Origin of the sequence: Streptomyces sp. TP-A0356 (assembly GCF_001417775.1) — a bacterium.
Classification (GTDB): Bacteria; Actinomycetota; Actinomycetes; order Streptomycetales; family Streptomycetaceae; genus Streptomyces.
Genome location: NZ_BBZJ01000012.1, coordinates 145,825 through 170,383 on the forward strand (window position 1 = coordinate 145,825; position 24,559 = coordinate 170,383).

Genomic DNA, 24,559 nt, shown 5'->3' on the forward strand with positions numbered 1-24,559 from the left:
ACCACCCCATGCACGTCACCGGGACCGTCCCGCAGTCGGCTCCGGCCCCACGGGAGACCCCCGCGGCCCCCACCCCCGCCGAAGATCCCACCAGCAACAACGGCAGGCATGCCCGCCGCTTCGGCCTGCCCGTCGCCACGGCTCTGGTCATGGGCAACATCATCGGCGGCGGCATCTTCCTGCTCCCGGCCTCCGTCGCCCCGTACGGCACGATCAGCCTGGTCGCATTCGGCGTCCTGACCGTCGGCGCCATCGCCCTCGCCCTGGTCTTCGGCCGACTCGCCGAGCGCGACCCGCGCACCGGCGGGCCCTACGTCTACGCCCGCGAGGCCTTCGGTGACTTCGCCGGCTTCCTCGCCGCCTGGGCGTACTGGATCACCACCTGGGTGTCGAACGCGGCGCTCGCCGTCGCCGCCGTCGGCTACCTCGACGTACTGATCCCCGTGAACGGCCACCGCTGGAGCGCGTGCCTGGCCGCGCTCACCCTGCAGTGGCTGCCCGCGCTCGCCAACTTCGCGGGCACCCGGTACGTGGGCGCCGTCCAGCTCGTCTCGACCGTGTTGAAGTTCGTGCCACTGCTGCTCGTCGCGATCGGCGGGCTGTTCTTCTTCGACCCGCGCAACCTGGGCCCGTTCCACGCCGGCGGCGGCAGCGCGATGGGCGCGGTGTCCGCCTGCGCCGCGATGCTGCTCTTCTCCTACCTCGGTGTGGAGTCCGCCGCCGTCAGCGCGGGCGAGGTCAAGAACGCCCGGCGCAACGTGGGACGCGCCACCGTCATCGGCACCACGGGCGCGGCGCTCGTCTATCTGCTGGGCACGCTCTCCGTCTTCGGCACGGTCACGCACGACCACCTGGTGAAGTCCACCGCGCCCTTCTCGGACGCCGTGAACGCCATGTTCGGCGGCACCTGGGGCGGCTGGGCCGTCGCGCTCGCCGCGCTCGTGTCGATGACCGGCTGCCTCAACGGCTGGACGCTGCTGAGCGCCCAGACCCCGTACGCGGCGGCCAAGGACGGTCTGTTCCCCGCCGCCTTCGCGCGCCGGCGCCGGGGCGTACCGACCGTCGGCGTCGGCGTCACCGTCGTGCTCGCCTCGCTCCTCACCGTCTACAACTACGCGTCGGGCTCGCCGAGGGTCTTCGAGATCCTGGTCCTCGTCACCACGTTCACCGCGACCGTGCCGTATCTGCTGGCCACCGCCGCACAGATCTTCCACCTCGTGTCGGGGCGGCGCGAGCTGGTCGACCGGGCGCGTCTGGTGCGGGACGCCGTGATCACGGCGGTCGCGGCAGCGTTCTCGATGTGGCTCGTCGCGGGCGCCGGGTACGCGGCGGTGTATCAGGGCGTGCTGTTCCTGTTCGCGGGGATCATCGTCTACGCGGTGCTGGCGGCCCGCCGGCAGAGGACGGCCTGATCCGGCGGTGGCCCGGGCCGCCGCCCTCGCACGTCCACTCCGCACGCCCACTCCGCGGCGGTCCGGACACGCGCGCCCACAGAACTCGGCCGCGCGGGCATCGCGGTCTCGCGAACCGCAAGCTCACACGCTACGTGGATGCCGACGCGGGGATCGCTGAGGTGCTGGGCTGAGCCGCTGCCCGGCGGCCCGACGCGAGCGGCGTCGCCGAACCTTCGGTCCGTCACATGCCGCGTATAGCGGCGAGATGGACCGGCGCGCGCCCGAGAAGCAATCCCCCGGCCCACCTCCTGGGCGGTGCAAGGAACAAGGTCAAGAGACCTTTTGGTCTAGTCCAAAGGTCTGTCTGGTCTAGTCCAAAGCATTGACGCGATCGTGTCGGCGTCAAGAGGCTGGGGCGACTCCCTCTCCCCCCCACTGGAGGCACGCAGTGAGACGTCTTCGCATATGTCTGGGCTCAGCCGCCCTCGGGCTCGCCATCGCGGGCACAACGGCACTGGGCGCAGGCCACGCATCGGGGGCGACCAGCGCGCTGAGCAACCGCTGGTACGCCGCCGCCCCTTACCTGATGCCGCTGGACAACGACCCGCCGGACCCGGCCGCCATCATGGACGCCACCGGCCTCAAGGCGTTTCAGCTCGCCTTCGTCCTCGCCCCCAACGGCGGCGGCTGCTCCCCCACTTGGGGCGGGACGGCCCCGGTCTCCTCTGACACTGCCGTTCAGTCGGCCATCGACACCATCCGCGCCAAGGGCGGTGACGTCTCCGTCTCCATCGGCGGCTACGGCGGTACCAAGCTCGGCCAGGTGTGCTCGGACGCGGCAGCCACGGCGGCGGCGTACCAGCAGGTCATCACCAAGTACGGCCTGCGCGCGATCGACTTCGACCTGGAGGAGCCGGAGTACGAGAACGCGGCGGCGATCAAGAACGAGATCGGCGCCGCCAAGATCCTCCAGCAGAACAATCCCGGCCTCTACGTCTCGGTCACCACGGCCGGAACTGCGGACGGAACCGGCTGGTTCGGCAAGCAGATGCTGCTGGAGGCGAAGTCTCAGGGATTCACACCGAACAACTTCTCCATCATGCCGTTCGACGGCGGCTTCAACGGCGCCGCCTCGCAGACCAGCGCGCTCACCAACTTCAACTCGATTCTGCAGTCCACCTTCGGCTGGGACCAGGCGACCGCCTATGCCCACGAAGGCTTCTCGGGGATGAACGGACGCAGTGACTCCGGCGAGATGTTCACCCAGGCCGACTTCCAGACCGTGCTGGACTACGCGATCAGCCACAACATGGACCGCTTCACCTTCTGGTCCCTCAACCGCGACCGCCAGTGCACCCCCGCGGACAACGGCGGCCGCACGTCCGGCACCTGCTCCAGCGTGACGCAGAACTCGTGGGACTTCGCGAAGTACTCGGCGAAGTTCGCCGGTGCCACCCCGCCCTCACCCACGCCCACGCCGACCCCGACCCCGACGCCACCCAGCACCGCCTGCGCGTCGGCCTGGAGCTCGACGGCGGTCTACACGCAGGGCAACGAGGTGTCGTACAACCACCACAACTGGAAGGCCAAGTGGTGGACCCAGAACGAGGTGCCCGGCGCCTCGCAATGGGGGCCCTGGCAGGACGAGGGCACCTGCTGACGCCCTAGCGGGGTCAGGTCGGTGCACCTCGCCGCCCAGCACGGTGCCCGCGTTCCAGTCCCGTGCGAGAGGCAGGCCCCTGCGCACCCGGGGGCGGCGGGCGCGGGAGGAGTCTTCTCCGTGCTGCGTGTGCGGGGTAAGGAGACCCGGAGGATCCTGGGGCCATGGGAAGAGAGCTGCCTGTGCCCCTCCCTCCGCCCCGGAAGGGCGGCGCGGACTGCGCAGGGGCGGTTCCCGGACGTGGCGCACGGCGACGCCGACCCCGTCGAGCTTGTGCGACGGGCAGGGCTACCGGACGCGGAGGAGATCCTCGGCGCGCGGGCGTGGGTGCGGTGGCGGCCCGGCCCACCTCACACCCGGCGTAGCCTCGCGTTCCTTCGGTCCGCCCCGGTGCTCCCAGGGCCGCCGTGAGTTGCCCCGGGCGGCATCCCGTGCGAGCCCGAGCAGGTCCCGCCGCGCACGGGCCGGGCCCACGGGCCGGACCCTCGCCTCGCTCACAAGGACTGGAACACATCCATGAACGGAACGCTTGTCGGAACGACCGCGCTCATCACCGGTGCCAGCAGCGGCATCGGCGCCGCAGCTGCCCGCATGCTCGCCGCACACGGCGCCATCGTGGTCATGGTGGCCCGCCGCAAGGACCGGCTCGACGAACTCGTCGCCGAGATCGAGAAGACCGGCGGCTCCGCGCTGGCCATCGAGGCCGACATCACCGAACAGAGCCGGGCCGCCGGCGCTGTGCGGGAGGCGGTCGACGCCTCCGGTCGGCTCGACATCCTGGTGAACAACGCCGGCGTGATGCTGCTCGGCCCGGTCGTCGGTGCCGACGTCGAAAGCTGGGACCGGATGATCTCGACCAACATCCAGGGGCTGCTCTACACCACCGACGCCGCCCTGCCGCACCTCCTGGCCGCCGCCGAGAGCTTGCCGCGCCGGGTGGCCGACGTGGTCAACATCAGCTCCGTCGCGGGCCGCCGGGCCAACAGCGGGTTCGGGGTCTACAACATGACCAAGTTCGGGGTCAACGGCTTCAGCGAGTCGCTGCGCCAGGAAGTCACCCAGCGCCACGTACGCGTGGGTGTGGTCGAGCCTGGAGCCGTAACCACTGAGCTGGGCTCGCACAATCCGCCCGACGTCCGGAGCGAGATGCTCGACCCCTACTTCGAGCAGATGGAGGTTCTCGCTCCCGAAGACGTCGCGGACAGCGTCACGTACATGGTCACCCGCCCGCGCCACGTGGCCATCAACGAACTGCTGGTCCGGCCGACGGAACAGGTCTGAACGAGACAGGTCTGAACGAGACAGGTCTGAACGGGACAGGTCTGAACGGGACAGTTTCAACGCACTCGCATTCGGGCTGGGCGGGCAGCCGGTCAGAGCAGACCGAACTCACCGGCCTTGGCGATGGCCTCGACGCGGTTGTGAGCGCCCAGCTTCTGCATGGCGACCTGCAGATACGTCTTCACGGTGTTGCGCGTGAGGCCCAGCTCTTCGGCGATCTCCGGATTGGTGCGTCCCATCGCCACCTGCCGCAGGACGTCGTATTCGCGCTGGGTGATGCCCACGCCCTGCAGGCGGCTACGCAGTGCCGGACTGTCGGCCCCGGCCAGCCGGGGGTCGATCACCCGGCCTCCGGCGGCGACGCAGCGGATCGCCGCTGCGAGATCGGGTGTCGTGGCGTCCTTGAGGAGGCAGCCGCCGGCGCCCCGGGAGAGGGCGGCCTGCACGGCGGCGTGGTCACCGTACGCGGTGAAGACCAGCACCTGCACATGAAGTACCTCGCGGCGCAGCCGCTCGATGACTTCCGGCGCGAGCATGTCCGGAAGCCTCAGGTCGAGCAGGACCACATCCGGCCGCAGCTCCGCGGCGCGCCGGACGGCCTGCGCTCCCGTCCGCGCATCGCCGACGATCGTGATCTCCGGGTCGTGGCGCACCAGCAGCCCGACCCCGTCACGGACGACGGGATGGTCGTCGACGACCAGGACCCGCACCGGCTGCGGCCCGCTTCCCGCGGGGCTCAGGGGCATGGCACCCAGGCGCGCACCGTCAGCCCCGCGTCCTCGTTGCCGATCAGTCGCAGGGTGCCGCCGAGTCGCTGCAGCCCGTCGTTCAACGCAGCCAGTCCGATACCCCCGGCGGGCAGCGCACCGGCGGCTCCGGACGCCCCGCTCGTCGCCTCGCCGTGGTCCGCCCATCCCACGCCATCGTCCGTGATCACCGCCAGCACCCCGCCGTCCGTCGCCGCCAGGCTCACCACCACCGACGATGCCCGGGCGTGCTTCTCGACGTTCAGCAGTGCTTCTCGCACCGCGGCCACCAGAATCTGACGCCTGGGCGCATCCAGCTCGGGCAGGTCGGTGAGCGTGAGCGCCCGGCTCGTCACTCCGGTGCGTTCTTCGAAGGCCCGGCAGTCGGCGGCCACAGCCGATGACAGTGAGCGATCCGGCGGGGCGTCGTGCAACCCGGCGAGGGAACGGCGCAGGGCTTCTGCCGCCTCGGCGATCCGCCGTTCCACGGTGCCGAGCCGGTCGGCGAGCGCCGGGTCGTCGGCGTACCCGGTCCGCAGGTCGCGTACCTGAGCGCCGATCGTGAACAGCATCGCTCCGACCGAGTCGTGCAGGGCCACGGCGATGCGCCGTCGTTCGGCAGCCGCTTCCGCCTCGCGTTGCCGGTCCGCCCGGTCGGCCACGGTCAGGGCGACGGCCGTCGCGTCGGCGATCTCGGACAGGGCGGTGACCGTGCCGCTGCCGAAGGAGGTGTGTTCTCGCCGGGCGACGTAGAGGACACCGAGCACGCGGTCGGCTCGCTGGACCGGCACGCCGAGCATCGCCCGGATGCCCTCGGCTCCGATCGGCTCGTCGAAATGGTGCGTGATACTGCGTGACCGTGCGTAGTTGCGCACGCGGCAGGGCCGGCCGGTCGCCAGAACCTTGCCGCCCAGGCCCAGTCCGGAGGGGATCACGAGGTCGTGCAGGCCGCGGTTGCGGGTGCCTGCCCACGATCTCAGTACGGCGACGCCCTCGTCCTCGATCTCGCCGATCAGACTGACGTCGGCGCCGGCGAGGGCCCGGGCCCGCCGTGCGGCCTCCCGTAGCGCGGCCCTGCGGTCCAGCAGGCCGACCAGATCCGTGTGCTGAGTGTGTTCCCGGGACGACCGGTCCACGGGGCCGACGGATCGGGTATGGGTTGTCCCGCCCGGGTGCTGCCCGGGTACCCCGGGCCGTCGTGGATCGGCCTCGTTCATGAACGCAGTGTCCCACCGGTGCAGGTCCGAGCGCCAACATCGACCACTGGCTGACCGGCTGTGCCCTCCGGTTGCCGCTCAGCGAGGATGCGCCGGTGCCGGAGGGTCTCCATTTGGAGGTGCCCGTGTGGCGGGAAGCCACTGATGATGACCTGCACCGAAGGGCGCTGCCGCGAGGAGCCGCGGTACCTCCGGGCACGGCGACGGCCGGGCTCGGTGCTGCTTCCACCATCCATGTGGAAACAGAGGGCAGCGGTGGAGAGTCGGAGGCGGAGGTCGGCCGCTGCGGGAGCGTGCCGACCGCCGTCGGCGTCGCGGTAGGTGGGACTGCCGCCGACCCGTTCCTCACCTGGACCGGCCACTCCCCCGCGCTGCGCACGGTGAGCCGACCCTGGACGGCATGGCGCGTGGAAGGACGCCTCGCCCCGTGACGGCCAGGGAGGCCCGCGGGCCCGGCGGGACGAGAGCGCGGGCCCGGCGGGACGAGAGCGCGGGCCCGGCGGGACGAGAGCGCGGGCTCGGCGGGACGAGAGAAGGAGAGAGCGCGATGACGCGTGCCCACCGGGTGGAGTACGACCGGATCCCCGCCGCGCCGCAGGAGTTTCGGGTGGAGGCCGCCGTGCCCATCGAGGGCCCCTCTGCCCTGGAGCCACCACGATCCGTCCTGCGCCGCAAGATCCGGCACTGAACGAGGCGCTTGCGACCGAGAGACGCCGATGCGCTGTCGCGGCGATACGGCGATACGGCGATACGGCGATACGGCGATAAGTACATATCCGGCATGTTCCGGCCTGGGGCCGGATGACGAGAAGGCGGGGAAGAGATCGGTGACGGGGCACTCCAGAATCAGGAACAGTCTGCTGGCGCGGAGGATCGTGACCGCGGAAGAGGCGGCCGCGATGATCCCGGCAGACGCCAACATCGGCATGAGCGGCTTCACCGGTGCCGGTTACCCGAAGGCCGTGCCGGGCGCACTGGCCCGGCGTATCGCCGCGGCCGACGCGGCCGGGGAGCCCATGCGAGTCAGCGTCTGGACGGGTGCGTCCACCGCTCCGGAACTCGACGGCGTGCTTGCCGCGACCGACGGGATCGACCTCCGGCTGCCCTATCAATCGGACCCGGTCACCCGCGAGAAGATCAACTCAGGTCGGATGGAATACATCGACCTCCACCTGTCCCACGTCGCCCAATCGGTGTGGCAGGGCTTCCTCGGCCCGCTGGACGTGGCCGTGGTCGAGGTCAGCGCCATCACAGAGGACGGCCACCTCGTCCCGTCCTCCTCCGTGGGCAACAACAAGACCTGGATCGACCAAGCCGACAAGGTCATTCTCGAAGTGAACTCCTGGCAGGCCGAGGAGCTCATGGGCATGCACGACGTCTACTACGGCACGGCACTGCCGCCACGACGCCGGCCCATCGCCGTCACCGGGCCCGGTGACCGGATCGGCGTGCCCTACCTCCGCTGCCCGGCCGAGAAGGTCATCGCCGTCGTGGAGACCCACGCCCCCGACCGCAACACCCCCTTCAAGTCGCCGGACGAGATCTCCCGCAGGATCGCCGGCCATGTGCTGGACTTCCTGGTCAACGAGGTGAAGCAGGGACGCCTCCCGGAGAGTCTGCTCCCGCTGCAGTCGGGCGTGGGCAACGTCGCCAACGCCGTGCTGGCCGGACTGGAGGAGTGGCCGGCCGACGGACTCACCGCCTACACGGAGGTGATCCAGGACGGCATGCTCCAGCTGATCGACTCCGGGAAGCTGGACGTCGTGTCGGCCACCGCGTTCTCCTTGAGCTCGGAGACGGTCGAGAAGTTCAACGCCCGGGCCGGGGAGTACCGCGACCGAATAGTGCTGCGCCCCCAGGAGATCAGCAACCACCCGGAAGTCGTACGCCGACTCGGCTGCCTGGCGATGAACGGCATGATCGAGGCCGACATCTACGGCAACATCAACTCCACGCACATCATGGGCAGCCGCGTCCAGAACGGCATCGGAGGCTCGGGGGACTTCGCCCGCAACGGCCTCATCTCGTTCTTCCTCAGCCCGTCGGAGGCCAAGGGAGGGGCGATCTCGGCGATCGTGCCGATGGTGTCCCACGTGGATCACACCGAGCACGACGTCGACGTCATCGTCACCGAGCAGGGCCTGGCCGACCTGCGGGGCCTGTCCCCCAAACAGCGGGCACGACAGATCATCGACAAGTGCGCCCACCCGGACTTCAGGCCGGCGCTGGAGGAGTACTACCAGCGGGCGTTGCATTCGTCCCACGGACTGCACACTCCGCACATGCTCGACCAGGCCTTGTCCTGGCATGTCCGCTACCTGGCCAGCGGCTCGATGCAGGGCGATTGAGGTTCCGTACCACCGGCGGGTCCCGGGGCAGGGTTCCCTGACCGGCTCCCTGCGCGGGGCCGTGAGGCGTGGTCGGCGTGCGGCGCCGTGGTGATGCCGGGACCGGAGAAGCGCGTCGGGCACCGGCCGTAGGCGAGTACTGTCCGGCCTGAGAACGGAGGGAGGGTGACATGGCGCCGGCTGATGGCGAGCAAGTGAAGAAGTTCTGGGCAGATTTGGGCCTACCGGGCCTGATCGACGTACACACCCACTTCATGCCTGACCGGGTGCTGGCCAAGGTGTGGGCCTACTTCGACTCCGCCGGCCCGCTGATCGGCCGCCCCTGGCCCATCACCTACCGGGACGAGGAGGACGAGCGGCTCGCCACCCTGCGCGCGTTCGGTGTGCGCTCCTTCACCTCGATGCTCTACCCGCACAAGCCCGGGATGGCGGCCTGGCTGAACTCCTGGGCCGCGCAGTTCGCATCCCGCACCCCCGACTGCCTGCACACCGCCACCTTCTTCCCGGAGCAGGACGCCAAGCGGTATGTGTACGAGGCCGTCGACAAGGGCGCCCGGGTCTTCAAATCCCACCTTCAGGTCGGCGCCTACGACCCCAACGACGCACTGCTCGATCCGGTCTGGGGCCTGCTGGCAGAGACCGGGATACCCATCGTCATCCACTGCGGTTCCGGACCGGCGCCGGCCAGGTACACCGGCCCCGGACCCATCGGCCGACTGCTCGTACGCCATCCGAGCCTGCGCCTGATCATCGCGCACATGGGCATGCCCGAGTACAGCGACTTCCTGGATCTGGCCGGTCGTCACCCCACCGTCCATCTGGACACCACGATGGCCTTCACCGACTTCAGCGAAGCGACCGCGCCCTTCCCTCGAGCCGAACTTCCCCGGTTGGCCCATCTCGGAGACCGGATCCTGCTCGGCACCGACTTCCCCAACATCCCCTATCCCTATCTCCACGCCCTGGAGGCGCTCGCCCGTCTCGACCTGGGTGACGACTGGCTGCGGGCGGTGTGCCACGACAACGCTGCGCGCCTGTTCGCCCTCTGACCGGACCGGTCATGGGGCGACTGGGACTACTCACCGTGAAGGTGCGGGCGCAGGGTGTCGCGTTTCGTCGCGGGCTCGCCGGGCGGCACGCCGGGTTCCCCTGTCGATCACCTGTGGCACCTGCGGGCGGTCAGTTCTCCGAAGGGACGCGGGCGGCGATCTCCCGCGCCAGCCGGCCCGCCTCCGCGGACATCGGCCCCTCCTCCCCGGCAACCGCCAGCAACAGACGCAGCAGGTCCTGCGCCTCCTCGCGGGTCAGCAGGGCCAGCCGCTGTGCGGTGTGCTCGATGGGGGCGGAGTCGATCTCGTCGAGATGCAGGCGGTCGTAGTCGTCCATGGCCTGGGCAACGTACCCGCCCGCCAGCCGGTCACGCATCCGGAAACGGCCCCGGGCGACCCACTGTCCGACTGGGCGCCCACGGCATCCGGTCGGCCGGGTCGCCGCGGCGACGACAAAGCGGTCATAAATTCATTACAAGTGGGTGCAATCGGACATAAAACGGGATAACCTGGGCATCGCGTTAGCGAGACGCGCACCACCGGGACACTGTCAGATGCAGGAGATTCATATGAGCTACGGAGCGAGCGCCGCTCCCGATCCCATCCCCCGCGCCAACGCCGCCCTCGCTGTCGGCTGCGACCAATGCAACGGCTGGGGAACAGTGATCACCTCCCAAGGGCGCCACAGATTGTGCCTCACCTGTCAGTCCCGCGTTGATCAAGAGAGCCGCGACAGCAGCAACATGTCCCGGGCGCGCACTGAGCACGCCAAAGACCGCCTCGCACCCCGAGAGGGGCCGCGAGGATAGAGGGCGTCGGTGTTGGCGTCCGGCCGCAACCACCGCAACCACGGCGAGGCATCCTCGGCCCGTACGAGCCGGCCGGCCGTCCGTCCGCCATGACCTCAAGACCGTCGACCTTCACGGGCCCCCAGGGCGTTCCAGCGGGGCTCCAGCAGATCCACTCCTTTGCCTGGACGGCCATCCGGGCGCCGCAGTCCTCAAGCTCTGATGTCGGGGCGACGCCGCGGGTACCCAGTGGATGGACGCACACGAAAGGGCTGGAGATGCAGATCGATCTGAAGGGCCGTACGGCACTGGTCACCGGCTCCACCCAGGGCATCGGCGCGGCGATCGCCGCGGGGCTCGCCCGTGCAGGGGCCCGAGTGGGCGTCAACGGCCGCACCGCGGAGCGCGTGGAAGACAGCATCGCCCGCCTGTCGCAGGAGGTCCCGGGAGCCGATCTGGTGCCGGTCGCGGCAGACGTCACCAGCGAGGAGGGCGCGCGTCAGGCAACAGAGATCCTGCCGCGGGTGGACATTCTCATCAACAACCTCGGGATCTTCGGCGCCATGAACCCGCTAGAGATCACCGATGCGGAATGGCGCCGTTATTTCGAGGTCAATGTGCTGGCCGGTGTGCGGCTGACCCGCCTGTATCTGCCGGGCATGACCGAACGCGGCTGGGGACGCATCCAGTACATCGCCAGTGACTCAGCCGTCGTCATCCCCGCCGAGATGATCCACTACGGCATGTCCAAGACGGCACTGCTCGCGGTGAGCCGGGGATTCGCCAAACAGGCCGCAGGCACGGGCGTCACGGTGAACTCCGTCATCGCGGGCCCCACACACACCGGAGGGGTCGAGGACTTCGTCTACGAACTCGTCGACCGCGAACTGCCCTGGGAGGAGGCCCAACGCGTCTTCATGCGCAAACACAGGCCCCAGTCCCTCCTGCAGCGGCTGATCGAACCGGAGGAGATCGCCAACATGGTCGTCTACCTCAGCTCCCACCAGGCCAGCGCCACCACCGGGGGCGCACTGCGTGTCGACGGCGGATACGTCGACTCCATCCTGCCGTGAACCCGCACAAGACTGCTCTCAGGCCTGAGCGGTGCCGCAGTACCTGCACTTGCCGGCAGCCTCCGGCAGATCCTCCGACAGGCAGGCCGGACACGTCTTGGCGGGCCTGGGGTCACCGAAGACCGTCACGCCCCGCCGGGCCTGGACATGCTTGTACGGGACGACGATGAGGAAGTAGACGACCGCCATGAACACGATGAAGTAGACCAGCGCGGAGATGAACGCGCCGATGTTCAGGTAGGTCGCGGCGTTGCCCGGCCGGCCGAGCTGCCAGCCCAGACCGGGCGACATTCCGCCCTGGGCCCTGGCGATGATGGGGTTGATCACGTTGTCGGTGAACGCCTTGATCAGCGTGCTCAACGCCAGGGCCACGATCAGCCCGACGGCCACGACGACGACGTCGCCGCGCATCAGGAAGTTCTTGAAGCCCCGCAGCATGGATGGTCCTCGCTTCTCGTCACGCCCCAGGCCGTCGATAGTGTCCTGCTCGTCACGGCCAGTGTCGCCACCCTCTGCGCGGGCCGCACTCCGGACACCCCCGATCGGGCAGGAACCTCCGCACTCCCCCGACGAAGTGTCCTTCCACTCGTGTCGATACCCGACAAGGTGCCCGCGGACAAGCCCAGTACGTCCCACTAGGTTCACGGCATGACCCACAGCTTCGTAGTCCATATCCCCGACGCCGGGCTCGAACCGGAGCCGCTCGACCCGGCGCAGATCGTCTCCGGCACCCCTGAGGTCACCGGCAAGGTGGTCTGGGAATCGGAGGACGGCCGGCAGGTGCGGGGCATCTGGCAGATCACACCCGGCGTCGTGACCGACACTGAGGCGAACGAGCTGTTCGTGGTCGTCAGTGGCTCCGCGACGATCGAGATCGAGGGCGGTCCGACGCTGCACGTCGGACCGGGAGACATGGCCGTGCTGCGCGAGGGCGACCGTACGACGTGGACGGTGCACGAGACGCTGCGCAAGGCGTACGCCATCAGCCTCTGAGCGGAGGGAGTCCGAAACCGGCCGGCCTCGCGTGGACGGCCACGACACATCGGTGACGTGTTCGCCTGTCTGGAGGGCTAGATGGTGATCACGAGCTTGCCGCTCGTCCGTCCGTCCAGCATGTAGCGGATGGCTGCGGCGACCTCGCTGAGCGGGTAGGTCCGGTCGATGACGGGCGCGACCTTGCCGGACTCGATCAACTCGCGTACGGCCGCCAGGTCTTCGGCGTTCTCGGATGAGATGAAGGTGCCGAGCTTCTGACCGATGAACGGAGACAGCAGGTGAGCCCTGAGCTGACGGTCGACGCCGCCGAGCCACCGTCCGTCGGTCTCGCCTCCGACGATGACGAGCCGTCCTCTCGGGGTGAGGGCCCGGCGCAGATCTGACAGCCGACGGTTGCCTCCGATGTCGAGGATGACGTCGTAGCGGTTCCGGCCATTCGCGAAGTCCGTCAGGGCGTAGTCGATGACATGGTCCGCGCCGATGGCACGGACCATGTCGATCTTCGAGGTACTGCACACCGCCGCCACTTCGGCTCCGTATGCCTTGGCGATCTGCACGGCGAAGGAGCCCACACCCCCGGACGCGCCGACGATCAACACCCGTTGTCCGGACCGGACTTGGCCGTGGTCGCGAACGGCCTGCAGGGCGGTGAGCCCCGAGATGGGTACGGCAGCCGCCTGACCGAAGGAGAGGTTCGCCGGCTTGAGGGAGAGCTTGTCGGTTCGGACGCACGCGTACTCGGCGAACGCGCTGTCGCATATGCCGAACACCTCGTCACCCGGCTTGACGCCGGTCGCGTCGGCGCCGACGGCTTCGACCGTCCCTGCGAGGCTGCGGCCCGGGTTGGGGTTCTTCGGCCTGCGAAGCCCGAACCCTGCCAACCGGATGGGATAGGGCAGGCCTGCCATCAGGTGCCAGGTGCCCCGGTCCACGCTGGCCGCATGCACCTTCACCAGGACCTCGTCCCGCGCAATCGCGGGCGTGACGATCTCCGTGAGGCGGAGGACGTCCTCGGGCGCCGAACCGTACCGGTCCTGGACGATCGAGGTCATGGTCTTGCCCCCGGCGGCCATATCGGCCGGCCTGGTCGGGGGGTCGAGCTGCTTGCGGTGCATCGCGGTGCTCCGGCTTCTTGTGAGGTCCTTACGGCGTAAGGCGCGGTCCTTATGGCGTAAGGGTGATCCTTACGTCGTAAGGTTGTCAAGGTCGACGACGGGAGGATTCATATGACCCCGCGCACTCCGCGCACCCCGGGCACTCCGCGCACCCCGGGCACCCCGGGCACCCCGGGCACCCCGGGCACCCCGGGCGATCAAGCGCCCCGCATCCCACTCAGCCGCCAAAAGGTGCTGCACGCCGCTGTTGCCCTGGCCGACGAGAGCGGGCTCGAGAAGCTCAGCATGCGCAAGCTCGGTGAGGCGGTCGGGGTGGAGGCGATGTCGCTCTACACGCACGTGGCCAACAAGGAAGATCTCCTGGACGGCATGATCGACCTGGTGTTCGGCGAGATCGATCTGCCGTCCCTTGAGGACGACTGGAGGACGGCGATGCGGCAGCGGGCGATCTCGGCTCGTCGCGCCCTGTCCCGCCACCGCTGGGCGATCGGCCTGATGGAGTCGCGGACCTCGCCCGGTCCGGCGACGCTACGGCATCACGACGCCGTCCTCGGTTGCCTTCGCGGGGCCGGCTTCTCCGTTGCGCTGACCGCGCACGCGTACTCGGCCCTCGACAGCTATGTCTACGGGTTCGCCCTGCAGGAACGCGGCCTGCCGTTCGATGCTCCCGGCGAGACCGCGGAGCTGGCGCAGGCGATCCTGGCACGGGCCCCGGCCGACCAGTACCCGCACCTGGCCGAACTCACGACCGAGCACGTGCTCCGCCCCGGCTACGACTACAGCGACGAGTTCGAATTCGGGCTCGACCTGATCCTCGACGGACTCCAGCGGGCCATCGACCGCTGACGGACTCGCCGCGCGCAAGCCACCATGTTGGAGTCCCTGCTCCTCACGGACCGGCCCGGGGTGGTGACTCCCGGTCAGGTGTCGTGCCCGTCCTCAGGACCCGGCCATACCTCCGGCCCGCCGCCCTGCCACTCGATCAAGGACGACGCGACCACATCCAGCTCGTCCCAGCCCTCCAGCCCGGCCCGCTGCAGCAGCACCGCCACATCACGCAGGCTGTATGCCATTCCCAGGATCTCGCCGTCGGCACGGACCCGGCGGCCACCGGTTCCGGATGGCGGGGAGACGATCACGCGGGGCTCGTGCATGGCACCAGCCTCTCTCGCCGCAGGCCGCCCAGCACCTCGGAGCCGTGGCAACCCGTCCGGCCGGGGACCCGTGCCGACGCCCTGTCATCGCTCGGTTCAGCCCCACAAGTTTCGCTCACACGTTCGAATGTAGCATGGCGCGGACGACCGCTTGGGCCGCGGGCGGGATCGCCGGGCTGGTGCCGAGTCCGGTTCGGTCACCAACCGGTCAGCAGCAGATGGTTGAGGAGGAGGGCGAGTACCGCCTGAGCCGCCAGCCAGGCTCGGGGGTGGGTCAGGAACGCGCAGGCCGGCAGGAGCCACATGGCGAACGGCAGCCAGATGCGTTCCGTCTCCGCCTTGCTCATGCCGGACAGGTCGGCCACCAGCACGGCGAGCAGGGCCGCAAGGACAAGCAGGGCCAGACGGGCCTCGGCGACGGACCGGCCCACGGCGGCCGACCCGCTGCCGAGCCGGCCCACGCCGGCCGACCCGCCCACGGCGCCCGGCTCGCTGCCGAGCCGGCCCACGCCAGCCGACCCGCCCGCCGCGAAGCCCGTCTCGCCGCCGGGCCCGACGGGCGCGTCGCGAAGCCGGGTCAGAGCGCCCGCTCCCCGGCTTCGCACCAGGGTGGCGATCGCGTATCGCACACCGGCCGCCGTCGCGAGGCCCGTGATGAGCACGGTGCACGCGAGGTTCGCCCACACCCAGTAGCCGTACGGGCGGATCCCGCCCACTCCCTGGTAGTAGCGTCTGACCAGCAGGTGGTAGGCCTCCCACCAGTCGAAACCGGCGAGGGTGAACGCGAGCGGCGGTACCGCGAGGCCGACCAGTACGGGGAACAGCGTGCGCCAGGGTGGCCGGGCGGCCCGGCTTCGCCCGAGTGCCCAGGCGCCCGCCCCGATCAGCGCGAACAGCGTGAGCCCGTAGGACAGGTAGCAGGTCAGGCCGAACAGCAGACCCGCTCCGAAGCCCGAGACCAGCGGCCGGTGCCCGGTCAGCGCGAGCGCGAGCAGGGCCACCGACCAGGCGGCGACCGCCGCGAAGTACCCGTCGGCCGATGCGCCCACCCACACGGCGGCCGGGGCCAGCACGAGATAGGGGGCGGCGCGGCGGGCGAGGGTCTCGTCGGCGAGTTCCCGCACGGCGACGAGGACCGCGACCGCCGCGGTCGTACCGACCGTGATGCACCAGGCGCCGGCCCAACCCCCGCCGCGCAGCCCGATCCGGTCGAGCAGGACGAAGGTGAGCGTCGCGCCCGGGGGGTGACCGGCCACGTGCGCGGGCCAGGGTGCAGGTGAGCCCTCCACGATGTGGTGGTTGAAGTCCCGGAGGGCCGCGGCGATGTCGTGGAAGCGGTCGATGACCCGGAGGTACTCCTCACGGGCGGTCAGCCGTCCGGCGACGCCGCGGTGCCAGCCGTCGATCAGTGCCAGCGACCACGTCCAGGCCAGGGCGGTGCCCCAGGCCGCCGCGAGCAGCGCGCGCCACGGCAGCCGGGCGGAGAGGGCCGGGCCGTACGCGACGACGGCGACCCCCACCACCAGGGCGGCCGGGGTGCCCGGACCGATGTGCGGATCCCAGGTGGCGAACAGCGGGGGCCACAGGACGAACAGCGTGCCGTGGGCGTCCTGGATGTGACGGCCGATCAGCACGGCCGTCACGACGAACAGGGCGGCGGCCAGGGCTGCGACCAGGTCGCGGAAGGGGAAGCGGATCACACCGTGACACGCTAGGCCGGGTGGCGGTCAGCTTGACCGTACCCGGCCGGGACGTCAGCGTTTCGTCATGGGTTGCGCACCCGCTCGTGGGACACGCCCGGCCTACGGCCGACAGATGCGCGGCTCATGGCTTCCCTCCTCCCCCGGCTTCTGGCGCAGCCGCTGCGCGGCCCCTGGTTCACCCGGTGCTCGGCGTCGTACTGCACGCGGGCATCCGTCTCCGGACGCTCGCGCACGGGCACTGTCCGGCTGAGCCGGGCCCAACTGCTGGGATTCCCCCTGCACAGCTCACCCCCGACCCCGGCTACCCGGCCCGGATCGTCGTGCCCGCGGCGCCCGGTGTGCTCAACACCGAGTGGGTGGCCCGGGTGACGTCTCTGTGCGGTCGACACCGGGCGTGGATTCCGTACGTCCCTGTACCCGTCGCCCTTTGCGGGCTGCGCCTGCACGTCTGGTTCCCGCTGATCAGCGGCCAGGTGGCGCGCTACCGGTTGCTCACCGGGCTGTCGCCCGACGGCCTCCTGGCCCGTTGGCTGCTGATCAAGGCGCTCGTGTTCGGCGGCTCGGCGCTGCTCCTGCTGCTGCGGCTGCGCAGGGCGGCGAAGCAGCGGCCGCCGGCCGTCCACTGACCTTCCGCGCGCCAACCCAGGGGACGGGCGTACCGCAGCAGCGCCGGGGTGCCGAGCCGGGCCCACGGGAACGGGGCGCTCGCCCCGGCCCGGGTGTCGGTGGCCGGGACGAGGTGGACGCTGACGCGCTCGTCCACGTCCAGCGGAACCGTCTCGGCGATCAACAGGCCTCCCGGGACGAGGAGTTGTGCCATACGGCCGAGCAGGGCGGCCGGGTCGCCGCCGATGCCCAGGTTGCCGTCGAGAAGCAGGGCGGTGCCCCACCCGCCCTCACCGGGGAGCGGCTCGAAGACGGAGCGCCGCAGTGCCCTGCCTCCGAGCCGCACGGTGTGCGCGACGGCGGCCTCGCTGACATCGACACCGAGGGCGGTACGTCCCCGGGCGGCGAGCTCCGCGACCAGTCGTCCCGGCCCGCATCCCACGTCGAGCACGGCACCCTCGCAGCGTGCCAGGACGTCGAGGTCCACGGCGTCGGGACGGGCGCACCACCGCTCCACCTCCAGGGGCAGCAGCCATCCGTCGGCACGCCGCAGGAACAGCGGCCCGCGCCCGGCGCGCAGGGCGTCGGAGTAGGGGTCGGCGGACCAGGGCGGCGGAGCGAGAGTCCGCGCGCCGTCCCGCGGGGTCGCCTCGTGCGCGCGGCCTGCCGGAGCGTGCACGAGGTGACCCGGGGGCATCGGCGCGTGGACGGAAGCAGGAGCCGTCGTCGGCGGGTCAACGGGCGTGGGGTGCGTCGGCGCGGGCACGTGCGCGAGGCCCGTCGGTGGCGGCACACGCGTGAGGTGCGGATATGAAGGCACGTGCGCTTCGCCTCTCGGCGGGTGAGTGCGTGCGGGGGCCGTTCGTGAGGGAGCGTGTGCCTCGCCCCCGTACGGGTCAGCCTCCGGCGGAACCGGCGGCTGATGAACCTGTGCCGTGCCGTTCGGCCGCTGAACGTGCGAGGTACTCATCGGCGGCCGGCCGTCCGCAGCCTGGCCAGTTCCGCGGCGAAGCGGCCGCGTGGTGCCGCCGCGGCGACCGCCTCCGCGTCGGCGGCCGTGTCGACGTCCCGCAGGCACGGCAGATCCCGCACGCGCAGGCCCGCGGCGACGAGCCGGTCGCGCTGTGCGGCGCCGGTGGCGGGCGTGGACATCGGGACGCCCCGCAGCAGACCGGCGTCGGGCTCGGCCAGGCCCAGGGCCCAGAAGCCGCCGTCCTCGGCCGGGCCGAAGTAGGCGTCACAGGCGTCGAAGTCCACGGTGAGCAGGTCCGGTGTCACCTGAGGTGTGTCCATCCCGATCAGCAGGGCGGGGCCGTCGCATCCGGCGAAGGCCGCGGCCAGCCGCTCGTCGAGACCGCCCGCGCACTGCGGTACGACCTCGAAGCCGGGCGGCAGCCAGGGGCCGGGCTCCCCGTCGAGCACCAGGACCCGACGCCGCGCCGGTGTCGCGGCGACCGTGCGCAGGGTGTCGACCAGGGCCGCCTCGGCGAGCGCCGCGGCGGCCTCGGGAGTGAACTGCGGTGTGAGCCGGGTCTTCACCCGGCCGGGCCGCGGCTCCTTGGCGATGACGAGCAGCATGGTCATCGGGGCGTTCCTCCTCGCTCGGACGCCGCGGTCGCCCCGGATGGTGCGGGCGCTTCCGACAGGACACGGCTCATGTCCCGTACCGCCTGCCAGGTGCCGCGCCAGGTGCCCGTCACCTTCGAGGCGCCGGTCCGCGGCAGATAGGGCACATCGTGCTCGGTGATGCGCCAGCCCGCGTCGGCTGCGCGCACGACCATCTGCAGCGGATAGCCACTGCGCCGGTCGGTGAGGCCGAGGCCGAGCAGCGCCTCACGGCGGGCGGCCCGGAGGGGTCCGAGGTCGTGCAGCCGCAGGCCGGTGCGGCGGCGCAGCATCAGGGCGAGCGCGAGATTGCCGGCCCGGGCGTGCAAAGGCCAGGCGCCCCGGCCCCGTGGCCGGCGCCGTCCGAGCACCAGGTCGGCCGTGCGGTCGTGGACTTGGCGTACGAAGGGCACGAGCAGGGCCGGATCCAGCGAGGCGTCGCAGTCGCAGAAGCACACGATCTCGGCCGTGGCCGCGGTCAGCCCCGCATGGCAGGCGGCGCCGAACCCGCGGCGCGGCTCGTGGACCACGGTGGCACCGAGCGCGCGGGCGATGACCGCCGAGCCGTCGGTTGATCCGTTGTCCACGACGAGGGCGCGCCAGCCGGGCGGGATGCGCGCGAGGACCCAGGGCAAGGCGTCGGCCTCGTTCAGGCACGGGAGGACAACGTCGACGTCGGAGGGGGTGGGAGAGGTTGTCACGGCTCTCACCCTACGAACACGAAAGCGACATACCGGACTACGGCTCCTTACGAAACGCGGACGTCGGTGCCCGGGGGCGCGGGCCGCGGGCACCTGGTGCGAGGCTGGCGTCATGAAGCAGCAGCCGTACTCGTCGACCGGGAGCCGGCCCGCCGAACCGGGCGCCCGGGCCCTCCGTGTCCTCGTGGTGGACGACGACCCCACCGTCGCCGAGGTGGTCTCCGGGTATCTGGAGCGCGCCGGGTACGTCGTCGACCGCGCCCAGGACGGGCCCGGCGCCCTCGGCCGGGCCGCCGCGCACTGGCCCGACCTGGTGGTCCTGGATCTGATGCTGCCCGGGATGGACGGGCTGGAGGTGTGCCGGCGGATGCGCGCCCAGGGGCCCGTGCCGGTGATCATGCTGACCGCGCGCGGCGACGAGGACGACCGGATCCTCGGTCTGGAGGTCGGCGCCGATGACTACGTCACCAAGCCGTTCAGCCCCCGGGAGTTGGTGCTGCGGGTGGAGTCGGTCCTGCGCCGGTCACGGCCCGGTACGGTGGCGCACCCACTCGGCATGGCCGGCCTCCGCGTCGACCCCGCCGCCCGCCGAGCCACCAAGGACGGCGCCGAGCTCTCCCTCACTCTCCGCGAGTTCGACCTGCTCGCCTTCTTCCTGCGGCACCCGGGCCGTGCCTACAGCCGCGAAGACCTGATGCGCGAGGTGTGGGGCTGGGACTTCGGCGACCTGTCGACCGTCACCGTCCATGTGCGCCGACTGCGCGGCAAGGTGGAGGACGACCCGGCCCGGCCGCGGCTGATCCAGACCGTGTGGGGCGTGGGCTACCGCTTCGATCCCGCAGACGGCGAGGAGTGATCATGCGCGACACCCTTCTCATCGCCCTGTTCGCGTTCCTGGGAGCCGCCGCGGCGGGACTGCTGGGCGCGGCGGCCCTGTGGCTGCTGCGCCGCCGCTCACTCACCGCCTCGCTCGCCGTGGTCGCCGTGGTCGCCGTGACCGCGATGCTCGCGGGCACACTGGCCGTGGCCTGGGCGATGTTCCTGTCCTCGCACGACCTCAGCGTCGTCACGACGGTCGTCGCGATGGCGGCCATCGTCTCCCTGGTCACCGCGCTGCTGCTGGGCCGCTGGGTGGTCGCCCGAAGCCGGGAACTCCGGCTCGCCGCCCGCTCCTTCGGCGACGGGGGCGACTTCGCGGCCCCCACGGGACCGGCGACCGCCGAACTGGAGGCGCTCGGCCGGGAGTTGGCGGCCACCAGCGCCCGACTGGCCGAATCCCGCGACCGCGAGCGGGCCCTGGAGTCCTCGCGCCGCGAGCTCGTCGCCTGGATCTCGCACGATCTGCGCACCCCCCTCGCCGGGCTGCGCGCGATGTCGGAGGCACTGGAGGACGGTGTGGCCACCGACCCCGATCGCTATCTCCGCCAGATCCGCACCGAGGTCGAACGCCTCAACACCATGGTGGGCGACCTGTTCGAGCTCTCCCGCATCCACGCGGGCGCCCTCGCGCTCACCCCGTCGCGGATCTCGCTGTACGACCTGGTCGGCGACGCCCTCGCGGGCGCGGACCCGCTCGCCAAGGAGCTCGGCGTACGGCTGGTGGGCGACCGCATCGAGCCGGTGCCGGTCGAGGTGGACGGCAAGGAGATGAGCCGGGTTCTCGGCAATCTGCTGGTGAACGCCATCCGTCGGACACCGGCCGACGGGACGGTCGCGGTCGCCGCCGGACGGTCCCCCGAGGGCGTGGTGCTGTCCGTGACGGACGGCTGCGGCGGCATCCCGGAGGAGGACCTGCCGCGGGTCTTCGACACCGGCTGGCGCGGTACGCACGCACGCACCCCGCCGGCCGGCGCGGGTCTGGGTCTTGCCATCGTCCGGGGCATCGTCGAGGCGCATCAGGGCCGGGCCGCCGTACACAACATCCCCGGCGGCTGCCGCTTCGAGGTGACACTGCCCGCGGTCGAGGCGTGAACCCGGGCACGCTCATGCCTGTGGAGCCGGACCCCGGCCCGCATCGCGCCGACTCCCGTCCGGCCCTGGCTCCCTTGGAGCTCCGAACAGAATGGGAGTCCGATCAGTTCGCGGCGTCTGGCACCCAGCGCGCGTGCGTTCCGGACGCCGCGAGCCGGGCGCCCATTCTGTTCGGAGCTCATAGTGCAAGGACCCCTTAGCGCTCAGTCGCCGCGCAGCCCGGCCCGCGCGAACTCCCTCATGCCCTCCTCGAAACCGACCTCGGGTTTCCAGCCGAGCTCGGACCGCAGTCGCGACGAGTCCGCCGTGATGTGGCGTACGTCTCCGAGCCGGTACTCGCCGGTGACGATCGGCTCGGGGCCGCCGTAGGCGGAGGCCAGCGCGCGGGCCATCCCGCCGACCGTGTGCGGTTCGCCGCTTCCTGTGTTGTACGCCGTGAGGGCTCCGCCCGCCGAACCCGCCTCCAGCGCCGCAACATTGGCCGCCGCCACGTCCCGTACGTGCACGAAGTCCCGCCGCTGACAGCCGTCCTCGAACACGCGCGGCGCCTGGCCACGAGCCAGTGCCGAACGGAAGAAGGATGCGACGCCCGCGTAGGGGGTGTCGCGCGGCATGCCCGGCCCGTACACGTTGTGGTAGCGCAGCGACACCGCTGATCCGTCCGTGGCGCGGGCCCAGGCCGCCGCCAGGTGCTCCTGGGCGAGTTTGGTCGTGGCGTACACGTTCCGCGGGTCGGCCGGCGCGTCCTCCGTGACCAGTCCCGGTGACAGGTCCCGGCCGCATGCCGGGCACCGGGGCTCGAAGCGCCCCGCCGCCAGGTCCGCGACGGCCCGAGGGCCCGGCCGGACCTCCCCGTGCCGGGCGCAGACGTACCGGCCCTCGCCGTACACCACCATCGATCCGGCCAGCACCAGCTGTCGCACGCCCGCCTCCGCCATGGCGGAGAGCAGGACGGCGGTGCCGAGGTCGTTGCGGGAGACGTACTCCGCGGCGTCGGCGAAGCCGTTGCCGAGTCCGACCATGGCCGCCTGATGGCACACGGCGTCGACGCCGGACAGGGCGCGCAGGACGGCGTGACGGTCCCGCACGTCCGAGCCGGTGTCGGTCCGAACGTCGAACACGACGGCCTCGTGCCCGCGCGCCGCAAGCGCCTCGACCACATGGGACCCGATGAACCCGGCACCGCCGGTGACCAGTACTCGCATGTGCCCCACGCTAGGGCTGCGCGCCCGCCGAGGCACCCGGCCATGCCCACTGCGTCACAGGTCTGTAAGAGCTCCGACTGACCCCACCCCCGCGAACGCCTTCTCTCTTGGCGGTGCGGATGCGACGGACGCACCGTTCGAAGCCGGTCGAATGGAGTCGGGCGTCCTCGGCTACCGCGTGCCGACCTCGAGTACGATCTTGCCGCGGGTCCGTCCGCTCTGGCTGAGACGGAATGCCTCGGCGGCCTCGGTCAGCGGCAGGGCGTGCTCGACATGGACCCTGAGCTTGCCGGCGTCGCAGAGTCGGCCGAGTTCCGCGAGATCCGCGCTGTTGGGCCGGACCCACACATGGTGTCCGCCGCGCCGGGTGACCTCGGGGTCGACGATCGACGCCACGCGGGAGCGGTCCTTCAGCAGTTCCTGGGAGACGGCGACCGCGTCACCGCCCACGTAGTCCACGGCGGCGTCGACGCCCTCGGGTGCCAGCTGCCGCACCCGGTCGACCAGGCCGTCGCCATAGGTGACGGGTTCGGCGCCCAGGGAGCGCAGGAAGTCGTGGTTGCGTTCGCTGGCCGTGCCGATCACCCGGGCTCCCTGGGCCACCGCGATCTGCACAGCGAAGGACCCGACGCCACCGGCCGCCGCATGGACCAGGACCGTTTCGCCCGCCGCGACCCTCACCCGGGCCAGTGACCGCCAGGCGGTGAGGCCGGCCAGCGGGACGCCGGCGGCCTGCTGCCAGGTCAGCGAGGCAGGCTTGTGCGCGAGGGTGCGTACGGGCGCGTCGACGAGTTCCGCGTAGGTGCCGTGCTGCACCTCGTCCTTACGGACGTAGCCGAAGACCTCGTCGCCGACCGAGAACTCGGGGACGTCCAGGCCGACCGCCTCGACGACGCCCGCGACGTCCCAGCCGGGGACGAGGGGGAAGTGGACGTACATGATGGAGTCGAGGTAGCCGGCGACGATCTTCCAGTCGACCGGGTTGACCCCGGCGGCCTTCACGCGCACGAGCACCGAGTCGGGACCGAGCTTGGGGTCTTCGGTCTCCGTCAGTTCCAGGGTCTCCGGGCCACCGTAGCGATTCACCGTAATTGCGTGCATAACCACCACGATAGGCCTCGGGGCGCGACGGTCGGCGCCTCACCCGCGGCTCCCAGTCCACGCAGCTCGAAGGCACCCCGGGGCACCGGTTGATCGCGGACTACGTCGACCCCGGCGCCCCGTGCCGAGCACGGCCCCCGACCACGCCGGACTCGCCATGAGGCGCGGCGCACCGAGGCGGCGGCCGTACTCACCCATCGAGAGTCAGATCCGCCCGCCGGTGAGCCTGGTTATGGGACCGTGTGTGTGACGTCCCGTACGGCGGCCCACCGCATACGACGCGGCGCTCAGCGCAGTCAGGCCGGCACCCACACCGGCGGCGACGAGCTTCCGGTGGGCGATGACCGTCCAGACAGTCCTGGCCGTGACCGCGACGTGCCCCGCGGTCGTGATGATGGCCTGGCGGCCCGCTTCGACGCTCTGCGCCGCAGTGCGCACAGCCCCTGACGTCGCCTCGGCCGAACGCTCGACGCCGGCCTTGACAGCTGACGCCGCGTCATCCGTGGTCGCCGCAGCGTTCTTCGCGGCCCGCGACGCCGGAGCGGTCGCCTTGTCCGCGGTCCGCCGCGCCTTGGATGCGGCCGTCCGCTGGGATTCGGTCTTCTGATTCGTTCCGCTGTTCGGTTCACTCATGGACATCGCGTTGCCCCTCACTCCGACGGCAAACACGCCCAGGTAGCGGATCCGTTGATGTCGGTTCCGCCGGTGACGATGAACGACCCGAGCAGCGACCGCCCCCAGCAGGCCCGAGGCTGTAGATGCGGACCGGATCGGCCCGGCGTCATCGGCCGGTCGGGGCCCCGTTGCATCACCCATGACAGAGTCGCGTCCCCGAGCTTCACCCGT

Annotated in this window: 24 protein-coding genes; 11 read left to right on the top strand and 13 right to left on the bottom strand. The window is 71.1% G+C overall.

The genetic code is table 11. The annotated features are described in order from the left end of the window. Positions 1-8 precede the first annotated feature (8 nt). The 3 genes from ASC56_RS00735 to ASC56_RS00745 all read left to right on the top strand — a co-directional run bounded on the left by ASC56_RS00735 (position 9) and on the right by ASC56_RS00745 (position 4,335). Positions 9-1,412: an amino acid permease gene (locus ASC56_RS00735; RefSeq protein ID WP_055489145.1), complete on the top strand. Its 1,404-nt coding sequence runs from the start codon at positions 9-11 to the stop codon at positions 1,410-1,412. Positions 1,413-1,842: 430 nt separating this feature from the next. Next, complete coding sequence (locus tag ASC56_RS00740; protein ID WP_055489146.1) at positions 1,843-3,054, top strand: carbohydrate-binding protein; 1,212 nt, start codon at positions 1,843-1,845, stop codon at positions 3,052-3,054. A 516-nt stretch (positions 3,055-3,570) separates the two neighbouring features. Beyond that, the gene (locus ASC56_RS00745; RefSeq protein WP_055489147.1) at positions 3,571-4,335 is read left to right on the top strand and encodes an SDR family NAD(P)-dependent oxidoreductase; all 765 of its coding nucleotides are present in this window, start codon (positions 3,571-3,573) and stop codon (positions 4,333-4,335) included. Positions 4,336-4,427: 92 nt separating this feature from the next. Here the strand turns inward: ASC56_RS00745 and ASC56_RS00750 are convergent, their stop codons facing one another. Next, positions 4,428-5,081 (bottom strand): response regulator transcription factor, encoded by a 654-nt coding sequence (locus tag ASC56_RS00750; protein ID WP_055489148.1) that lies wholly within the window; start codon positions 5,079-5,081, stop codon positions 4,428-4,430. Then, positions 5,072-6,217: a GAF domain-containing protein gene (locus tag ASC56_RS00755; protein ID WP_055489149.1), complete on the bottom strand. Its 1,146-nt coding sequence runs from the start codon at positions 6,215-6,217 to the stop codon at positions 5,072-5,074. The genes ASC56_RS00750 and ASC56_RS00755 overlap by 10 nt, the downstream gene beginning before the upstream one ends. 628 nt (positions 6,218-6,845) lie before the next feature. Here ASC56_RS00755 and ASC56_RS40445 point away from each other — a divergent pair. The 3 genes from ASC56_RS40445 to ASC56_RS00765 all read left to right on the top strand — a co-directional run bounded on the left by ASC56_RS40445 (position 6,846) and on the right by ASC56_RS00765 (position 9,695). Continuing rightward, positions 6,846-6,986 carry a hypothetical protein gene (locus ASC56_RS40445; RefSeq protein ID WP_159039577.1) on the top strand — a complete coding sequence of 47 codons (141 nt, stop codon included), beginning with the start codon at positions 6,846-6,848 and terminating at the stop codon, positions 6,984-6,986. A 28-nt stretch (positions 6,987-7,014) separates the two neighbouring features. Next, entirely contained in the window at positions 7,015-8,646 is a 1,632-nt protein-coding gene (locus ASC56_RS00760) for an acetyl-CoA hydrolase/transferase family protein (RefSeq protein ID WP_079102204.1), read from the top strand. 170 nt (positions 8,647-8,816) lie between these two features. After that, entirely contained in the window at positions 8,817-9,695 is an 879-nt protein-coding gene (locus ASC56_RS00765; RefSeq protein WP_055489151.1) for an amidohydrolase family protein, read from the top strand. A 130-nt stretch (positions 9,696-9,825) separates the two neighbouring features. Here the strand turns inward: ASC56_RS00765 and ASC56_RS00770 are convergent, their stop codons facing one another. Further along, complete coding sequence (locus tag ASC56_RS00770) at positions 9,826-10,032, bottom strand: DUF6417 family protein (RefSeq protein ID WP_234376797.1); 207 nt, start codon at positions 10,030-10,032, stop codon at positions 9,826-9,828. 729 nt (positions 10,033-10,761) lie between these two features. Between ASC56_RS00770 and ASC56_RS00775 the strand changes: the two genes are divergently transcribed. After that, positions 10,762-11,556 carry an SDR family NAD(P)-dependent oxidoreductase gene (locus ASC56_RS00775; protein WP_055489153.1) on the top strand — a complete coding sequence of 265 codons (795 nt, stop codon included), beginning with the start codon at positions 10,762-10,764 and terminating at the stop codon, positions 11,554-11,556. Positions 11,557-11,574: 18 nt separating this feature from the next. Here ASC56_RS00775 and ASC56_RS00780 read toward each other — a convergent pair whose 3' ends face one another. Continuing rightward, positions 11,575-11,994, bottom strand: a complete 420-nt coding sequence (locus ASC56_RS00780) for an MscL family protein (protein WP_055489154.1) — start codon at positions 11,992-11,994, stop codon at positions 11,575-11,577. A gap of 210 nt (positions 11,995-12,204) precedes the next feature. On the opposite strand from ASC56_RS00780, the gene ASC56_RS00785 reads away from it, so the two are divergent. Beyond that, positions 12,205-12,549 (top strand): cupin domain-containing protein, encoded by a 345-nt coding sequence (locus ASC56_RS00785; protein ID WP_055489155.1) that lies wholly within the window; start codon positions 12,205-12,207, stop codon positions 12,547-12,549. A 77-nt stretch (positions 12,550-12,626) separates the two neighbouring features. Here ASC56_RS00785 and ASC56_RS00790 read toward each other — a convergent pair whose 3' ends face one another. Continuing rightward, the gene (locus ASC56_RS00790) at positions 12,627-13,667 is read right to left on the bottom strand and encodes an NAD(P)-dependent alcohol dehydrogenase (protein ID WP_371330013.1); all 1,041 of its coding nucleotides are present in this window, start codon (positions 13,665-13,667) and stop codon (positions 12,627-12,629) included. A 111-nt stretch (positions 13,668-13,778) separates the two neighbouring features. On the opposite strand from ASC56_RS00790, the gene ASC56_RS00795 reads away from it, so the two are divergent. Beyond that, positions 13,779-14,513 (top strand): TetR/AcrR family transcriptional regulator, encoded by a 735-nt coding sequence (locus tag ASC56_RS00795; protein WP_079102206.1) that lies wholly within the window; start codon positions 13,779-13,781, stop codon positions 14,511-14,513. Positions 14,514-14,587: 74 nt separating this feature from the next. On the opposite strand, the gene ASC56_RS00800 is transcribed toward ASC56_RS00795, so the two are convergent. From ASC56_RS00800 to ASC56_RS00820, 5 genes are all read right to left on the bottom strand, one after another. Then, positions 14,588-14,821, bottom strand: coding sequence for a hypothetical protein (locus ASC56_RS00800; RefSeq protein WP_055489156.1), 234 nt, complete (start codon positions 14,819-14,821; stop codon positions 14,588-14,590). Positions 14,822-15,018: 197 nt separating this feature from the next. Then, the gene (locus ASC56_RS00805) at positions 15,019-16,521 is read right to left on the bottom strand and encodes a hypothetical protein (protein WP_055489157.1); all 1,503 of its coding nucleotides are present in this window, start codon (positions 16,519-16,521) and stop codon (positions 15,019-15,021) included. A 484-nt stretch (positions 16,522-17,005) separates the two neighbouring features. After that, positions 17,006-17,827 carry a class I SAM-dependent methyltransferase gene (locus ASC56_RS00810; RefSeq protein ID WP_107309144.1) on the bottom strand — a complete coding sequence of 274 codons (822 nt, stop codon included), beginning with the start codon at positions 17,825-17,827 and terminating at the stop codon, positions 17,006-17,008. Between the two features lie 269 nt (positions 17,828-18,096). Then, positions 18,097-18,714 carry a DUF2064 domain-containing protein gene (locus ASC56_RS00815; protein WP_055489158.1) on the bottom strand — a complete coding sequence of 206 codons (618 nt, stop codon included), beginning with the start codon at positions 18,712-18,714 and terminating at the stop codon, positions 18,097-18,099. Further along, on the bottom strand, positions 18,711-19,445 hold the full coding sequence (locus ASC56_RS00820) for a glycosyltransferase family 2 protein (protein WP_055489159.1): 735 nt from the start codon (positions 19,443-19,445) through the stop codon (positions 18,711-18,713). Before ASC56_RS00820 ends, ASC56_RS00815 begins: the two co-directional genes overlap by 4 nt. 103 nt (positions 19,446-19,548) lie before the next feature. Between ASC56_RS00820 and ASC56_RS00825 the strand changes: the two genes are divergently transcribed. Together ASC56_RS00825 and ASC56_RS00830 are read left to right on the top strand one after the other, a co-directional pair. Then, positions 19,549-20,292 (top strand): response regulator transcription factor, encoded by a 744-nt coding sequence (locus ASC56_RS00825; RefSeq protein WP_055489160.1) that lies wholly within the window; start codon positions 19,549-19,551, stop codon positions 20,290-20,292. A 2-nt stretch (positions 20,293-20,294) separates the two neighbouring features. Further along, positions 20,295-21,407: a sensor histidine kinase KdpD gene (locus tag ASC56_RS00830; protein WP_055489161.1), complete on the top strand. Its 1,113-nt coding sequence runs from the start codon at positions 20,295-20,297 to the stop codon at positions 21,405-21,407. Between the two features lie 203 nt (positions 21,408-21,610). Here the strand turns inward: ASC56_RS00830 and ASC56_RS00835 are convergent, their stop codons facing one another. The 3 genes from ASC56_RS00835 to ASC56_RS00845 all read right to left on the bottom strand — a co-directional run bounded on the left by ASC56_RS00835 (position 21,611) and on the right by ASC56_RS00845 (position 24,352). Next, complete coding sequence (locus ASC56_RS00835; protein WP_055489162.1) at positions 21,611-22,612, bottom strand: NAD(P)-dependent oxidoreductase; 1,002 nt, start codon at positions 22,610-22,612, stop codon at positions 21,611-21,613. 171 nt (positions 22,613-22,783) lie between these two features. Then, the gene (locus ASC56_RS00840) at positions 22,784-23,713 is read right to left on the bottom strand and encodes an NADP-dependent oxidoreductase (RefSeq protein WP_055489163.1); all 930 of its coding nucleotides are present in this window, start codon (positions 23,711-23,713) and stop codon (positions 22,784-22,786) included. Positions 23,714-23,917: 204 nt separating this feature from the next. Next, complete coding sequence (locus ASC56_RS00845; RefSeq protein WP_107309145.1) at positions 23,918-24,352, bottom strand: hypothetical protein; 435 nt, start codon at positions 24,350-24,352, stop codon at positions 23,918-23,920. Positions 24,353-24,559 lie beyond the last annotated feature (207 nt).

Bases quoted from the DNA above. Each gene is read 5' to 3' on its own strand.
- ASC56_RS00735 (WP_055489145.1), top strand. From the start codon at position 9: ATGCACGTCACCGGGACCGTCCCGCAGTCGGCTCCGGCCCCACGGGAG.
- ASC56_RS00815 (WP_055489158.1), bottom strand. From the start codon at position 18,714: ATGACCATGCTGCTCGTCATCGCCAAGGAGCCGCGGCCCGGCCGGGTG.
- ASC56_RS00765 (WP_055489151.1), top strand. From the start codon at position 8,817: ATGGCGCCGGCTGATGGCGAGCAAGTGAAGAAGTTCTGGGCAGATTTG.
- ASC56_RS00770 (WP_234376797.1), bottom strand. From the start codon at position 10,032: ATGGACGACTACGACCGCCTGCATCTCGACGAGATCGACTCCGCCCCC.
- ASC56_RS00790 (WP_371330013.1), bottom strand. From the start codon at position 13,667: ATGCACCGCAAGCAGCTCGACCCCCCGACCAGGCCGGCCGATATGGCC.
- ASC56_RS00825 (WP_055489160.1), top strand. From the start codon at position 19,549: ATGAAGCAGCAGCCGTACTCGTCGACCGGGAGCCGGCCCGCCGAACCG.
- ASC56_RS00845 (WP_107309145.1), bottom strand. From the start codon at position 24,352: ATGTCCATGAGTGAACCGAACAGCGGAACGAATCAGAAGACCGAATCC.
- ASC56_RS00750 (WP_055489148.1), bottom strand. From the start codon at position 5,081: ATGCCCCTGAGCCCCGCGGGAAGCGGGCCGCAGCCGGTGCGGGTCCTG.
- ASC56_RS00830 (WP_055489161.1), top strand. From the start codon at position 20,295: ATGCGCGACACCCTTCTCATCGCCCTGTTCGCGTTCCTGGGAGCCGCC.
- ASC56_RS00835 (WP_055489162.1), bottom strand. From the start codon at position 22,612: ATGCGAGTACTGGTCACCGGCGGTGCCGGGTTCATCGGGTCCCATGTG.
- ASC56_RS00795 (WP_079102206.1), top strand. From the start codon at position 13,779: ATGACCCCGCGCACTCCGCGCACCCCGGGCACTCCGCGCACCCCGGGC.
- ASC56_RS00775 (WP_055489153.1), top strand. From the start codon at position 10,762: ATGCAGATCGATCTGAAGGGCCGTACGGCACTGGTCACCGGCTCCACC.
- ASC56_RS00800 (WP_055489156.1), bottom strand. From the start codon at position 14,821: ATGCACGAGCCCCGCGTGATCGTCTCCCCGCCATCCGGAACCGGTGGC.
- ASC56_RS00745 (WP_055489147.1), top strand. From the start codon at position 3,571: ATGAACGGAACGCTTGTCGGAACGACCGCGCTCATCACCGGTGCCAGC.
- ASC56_RS00785 (WP_055489155.1), top strand. From the start codon at position 12,205: ATGACCCACAGCTTCGTAGTCCATATCCCCGACGCCGGGCTCGAACCG.
- ASC56_RS00760 (WP_079102204.1), top strand. From the start codon at position 7,015: ATGCGCTGTCGCGGCGATACGGCGATACGGCGATACGGCGATACGGCG.
- ASC56_RS00840 (WP_055489163.1), bottom strand. From the start codon at position 23,713: ATGCACGCAATTACGGTGAATCGCTACGGTGGCCCGGAGACCCTGGAA.
- ASC56_RS00810 (WP_107309144.1), bottom strand. From the start codon at position 17,827: ATGCCCCCGGGTCACCTCGTGCACGCTCCGGCAGGCCGCGCGCACGAG.
- ASC56_RS00780 (WP_055489154.1), bottom strand. From the start codon at position 11,994: ATGCTGCGGGGCTTCAAGAACTTCCTGATGCGCGGCGACGTCGTCGTC.
- ASC56_RS40445 (WP_159039577.1), top strand. From the start codon at position 6,846: ATGACGCGTGCCCACCGGGTGGAGTACGACCGGATCCCCGCCGCGCCG.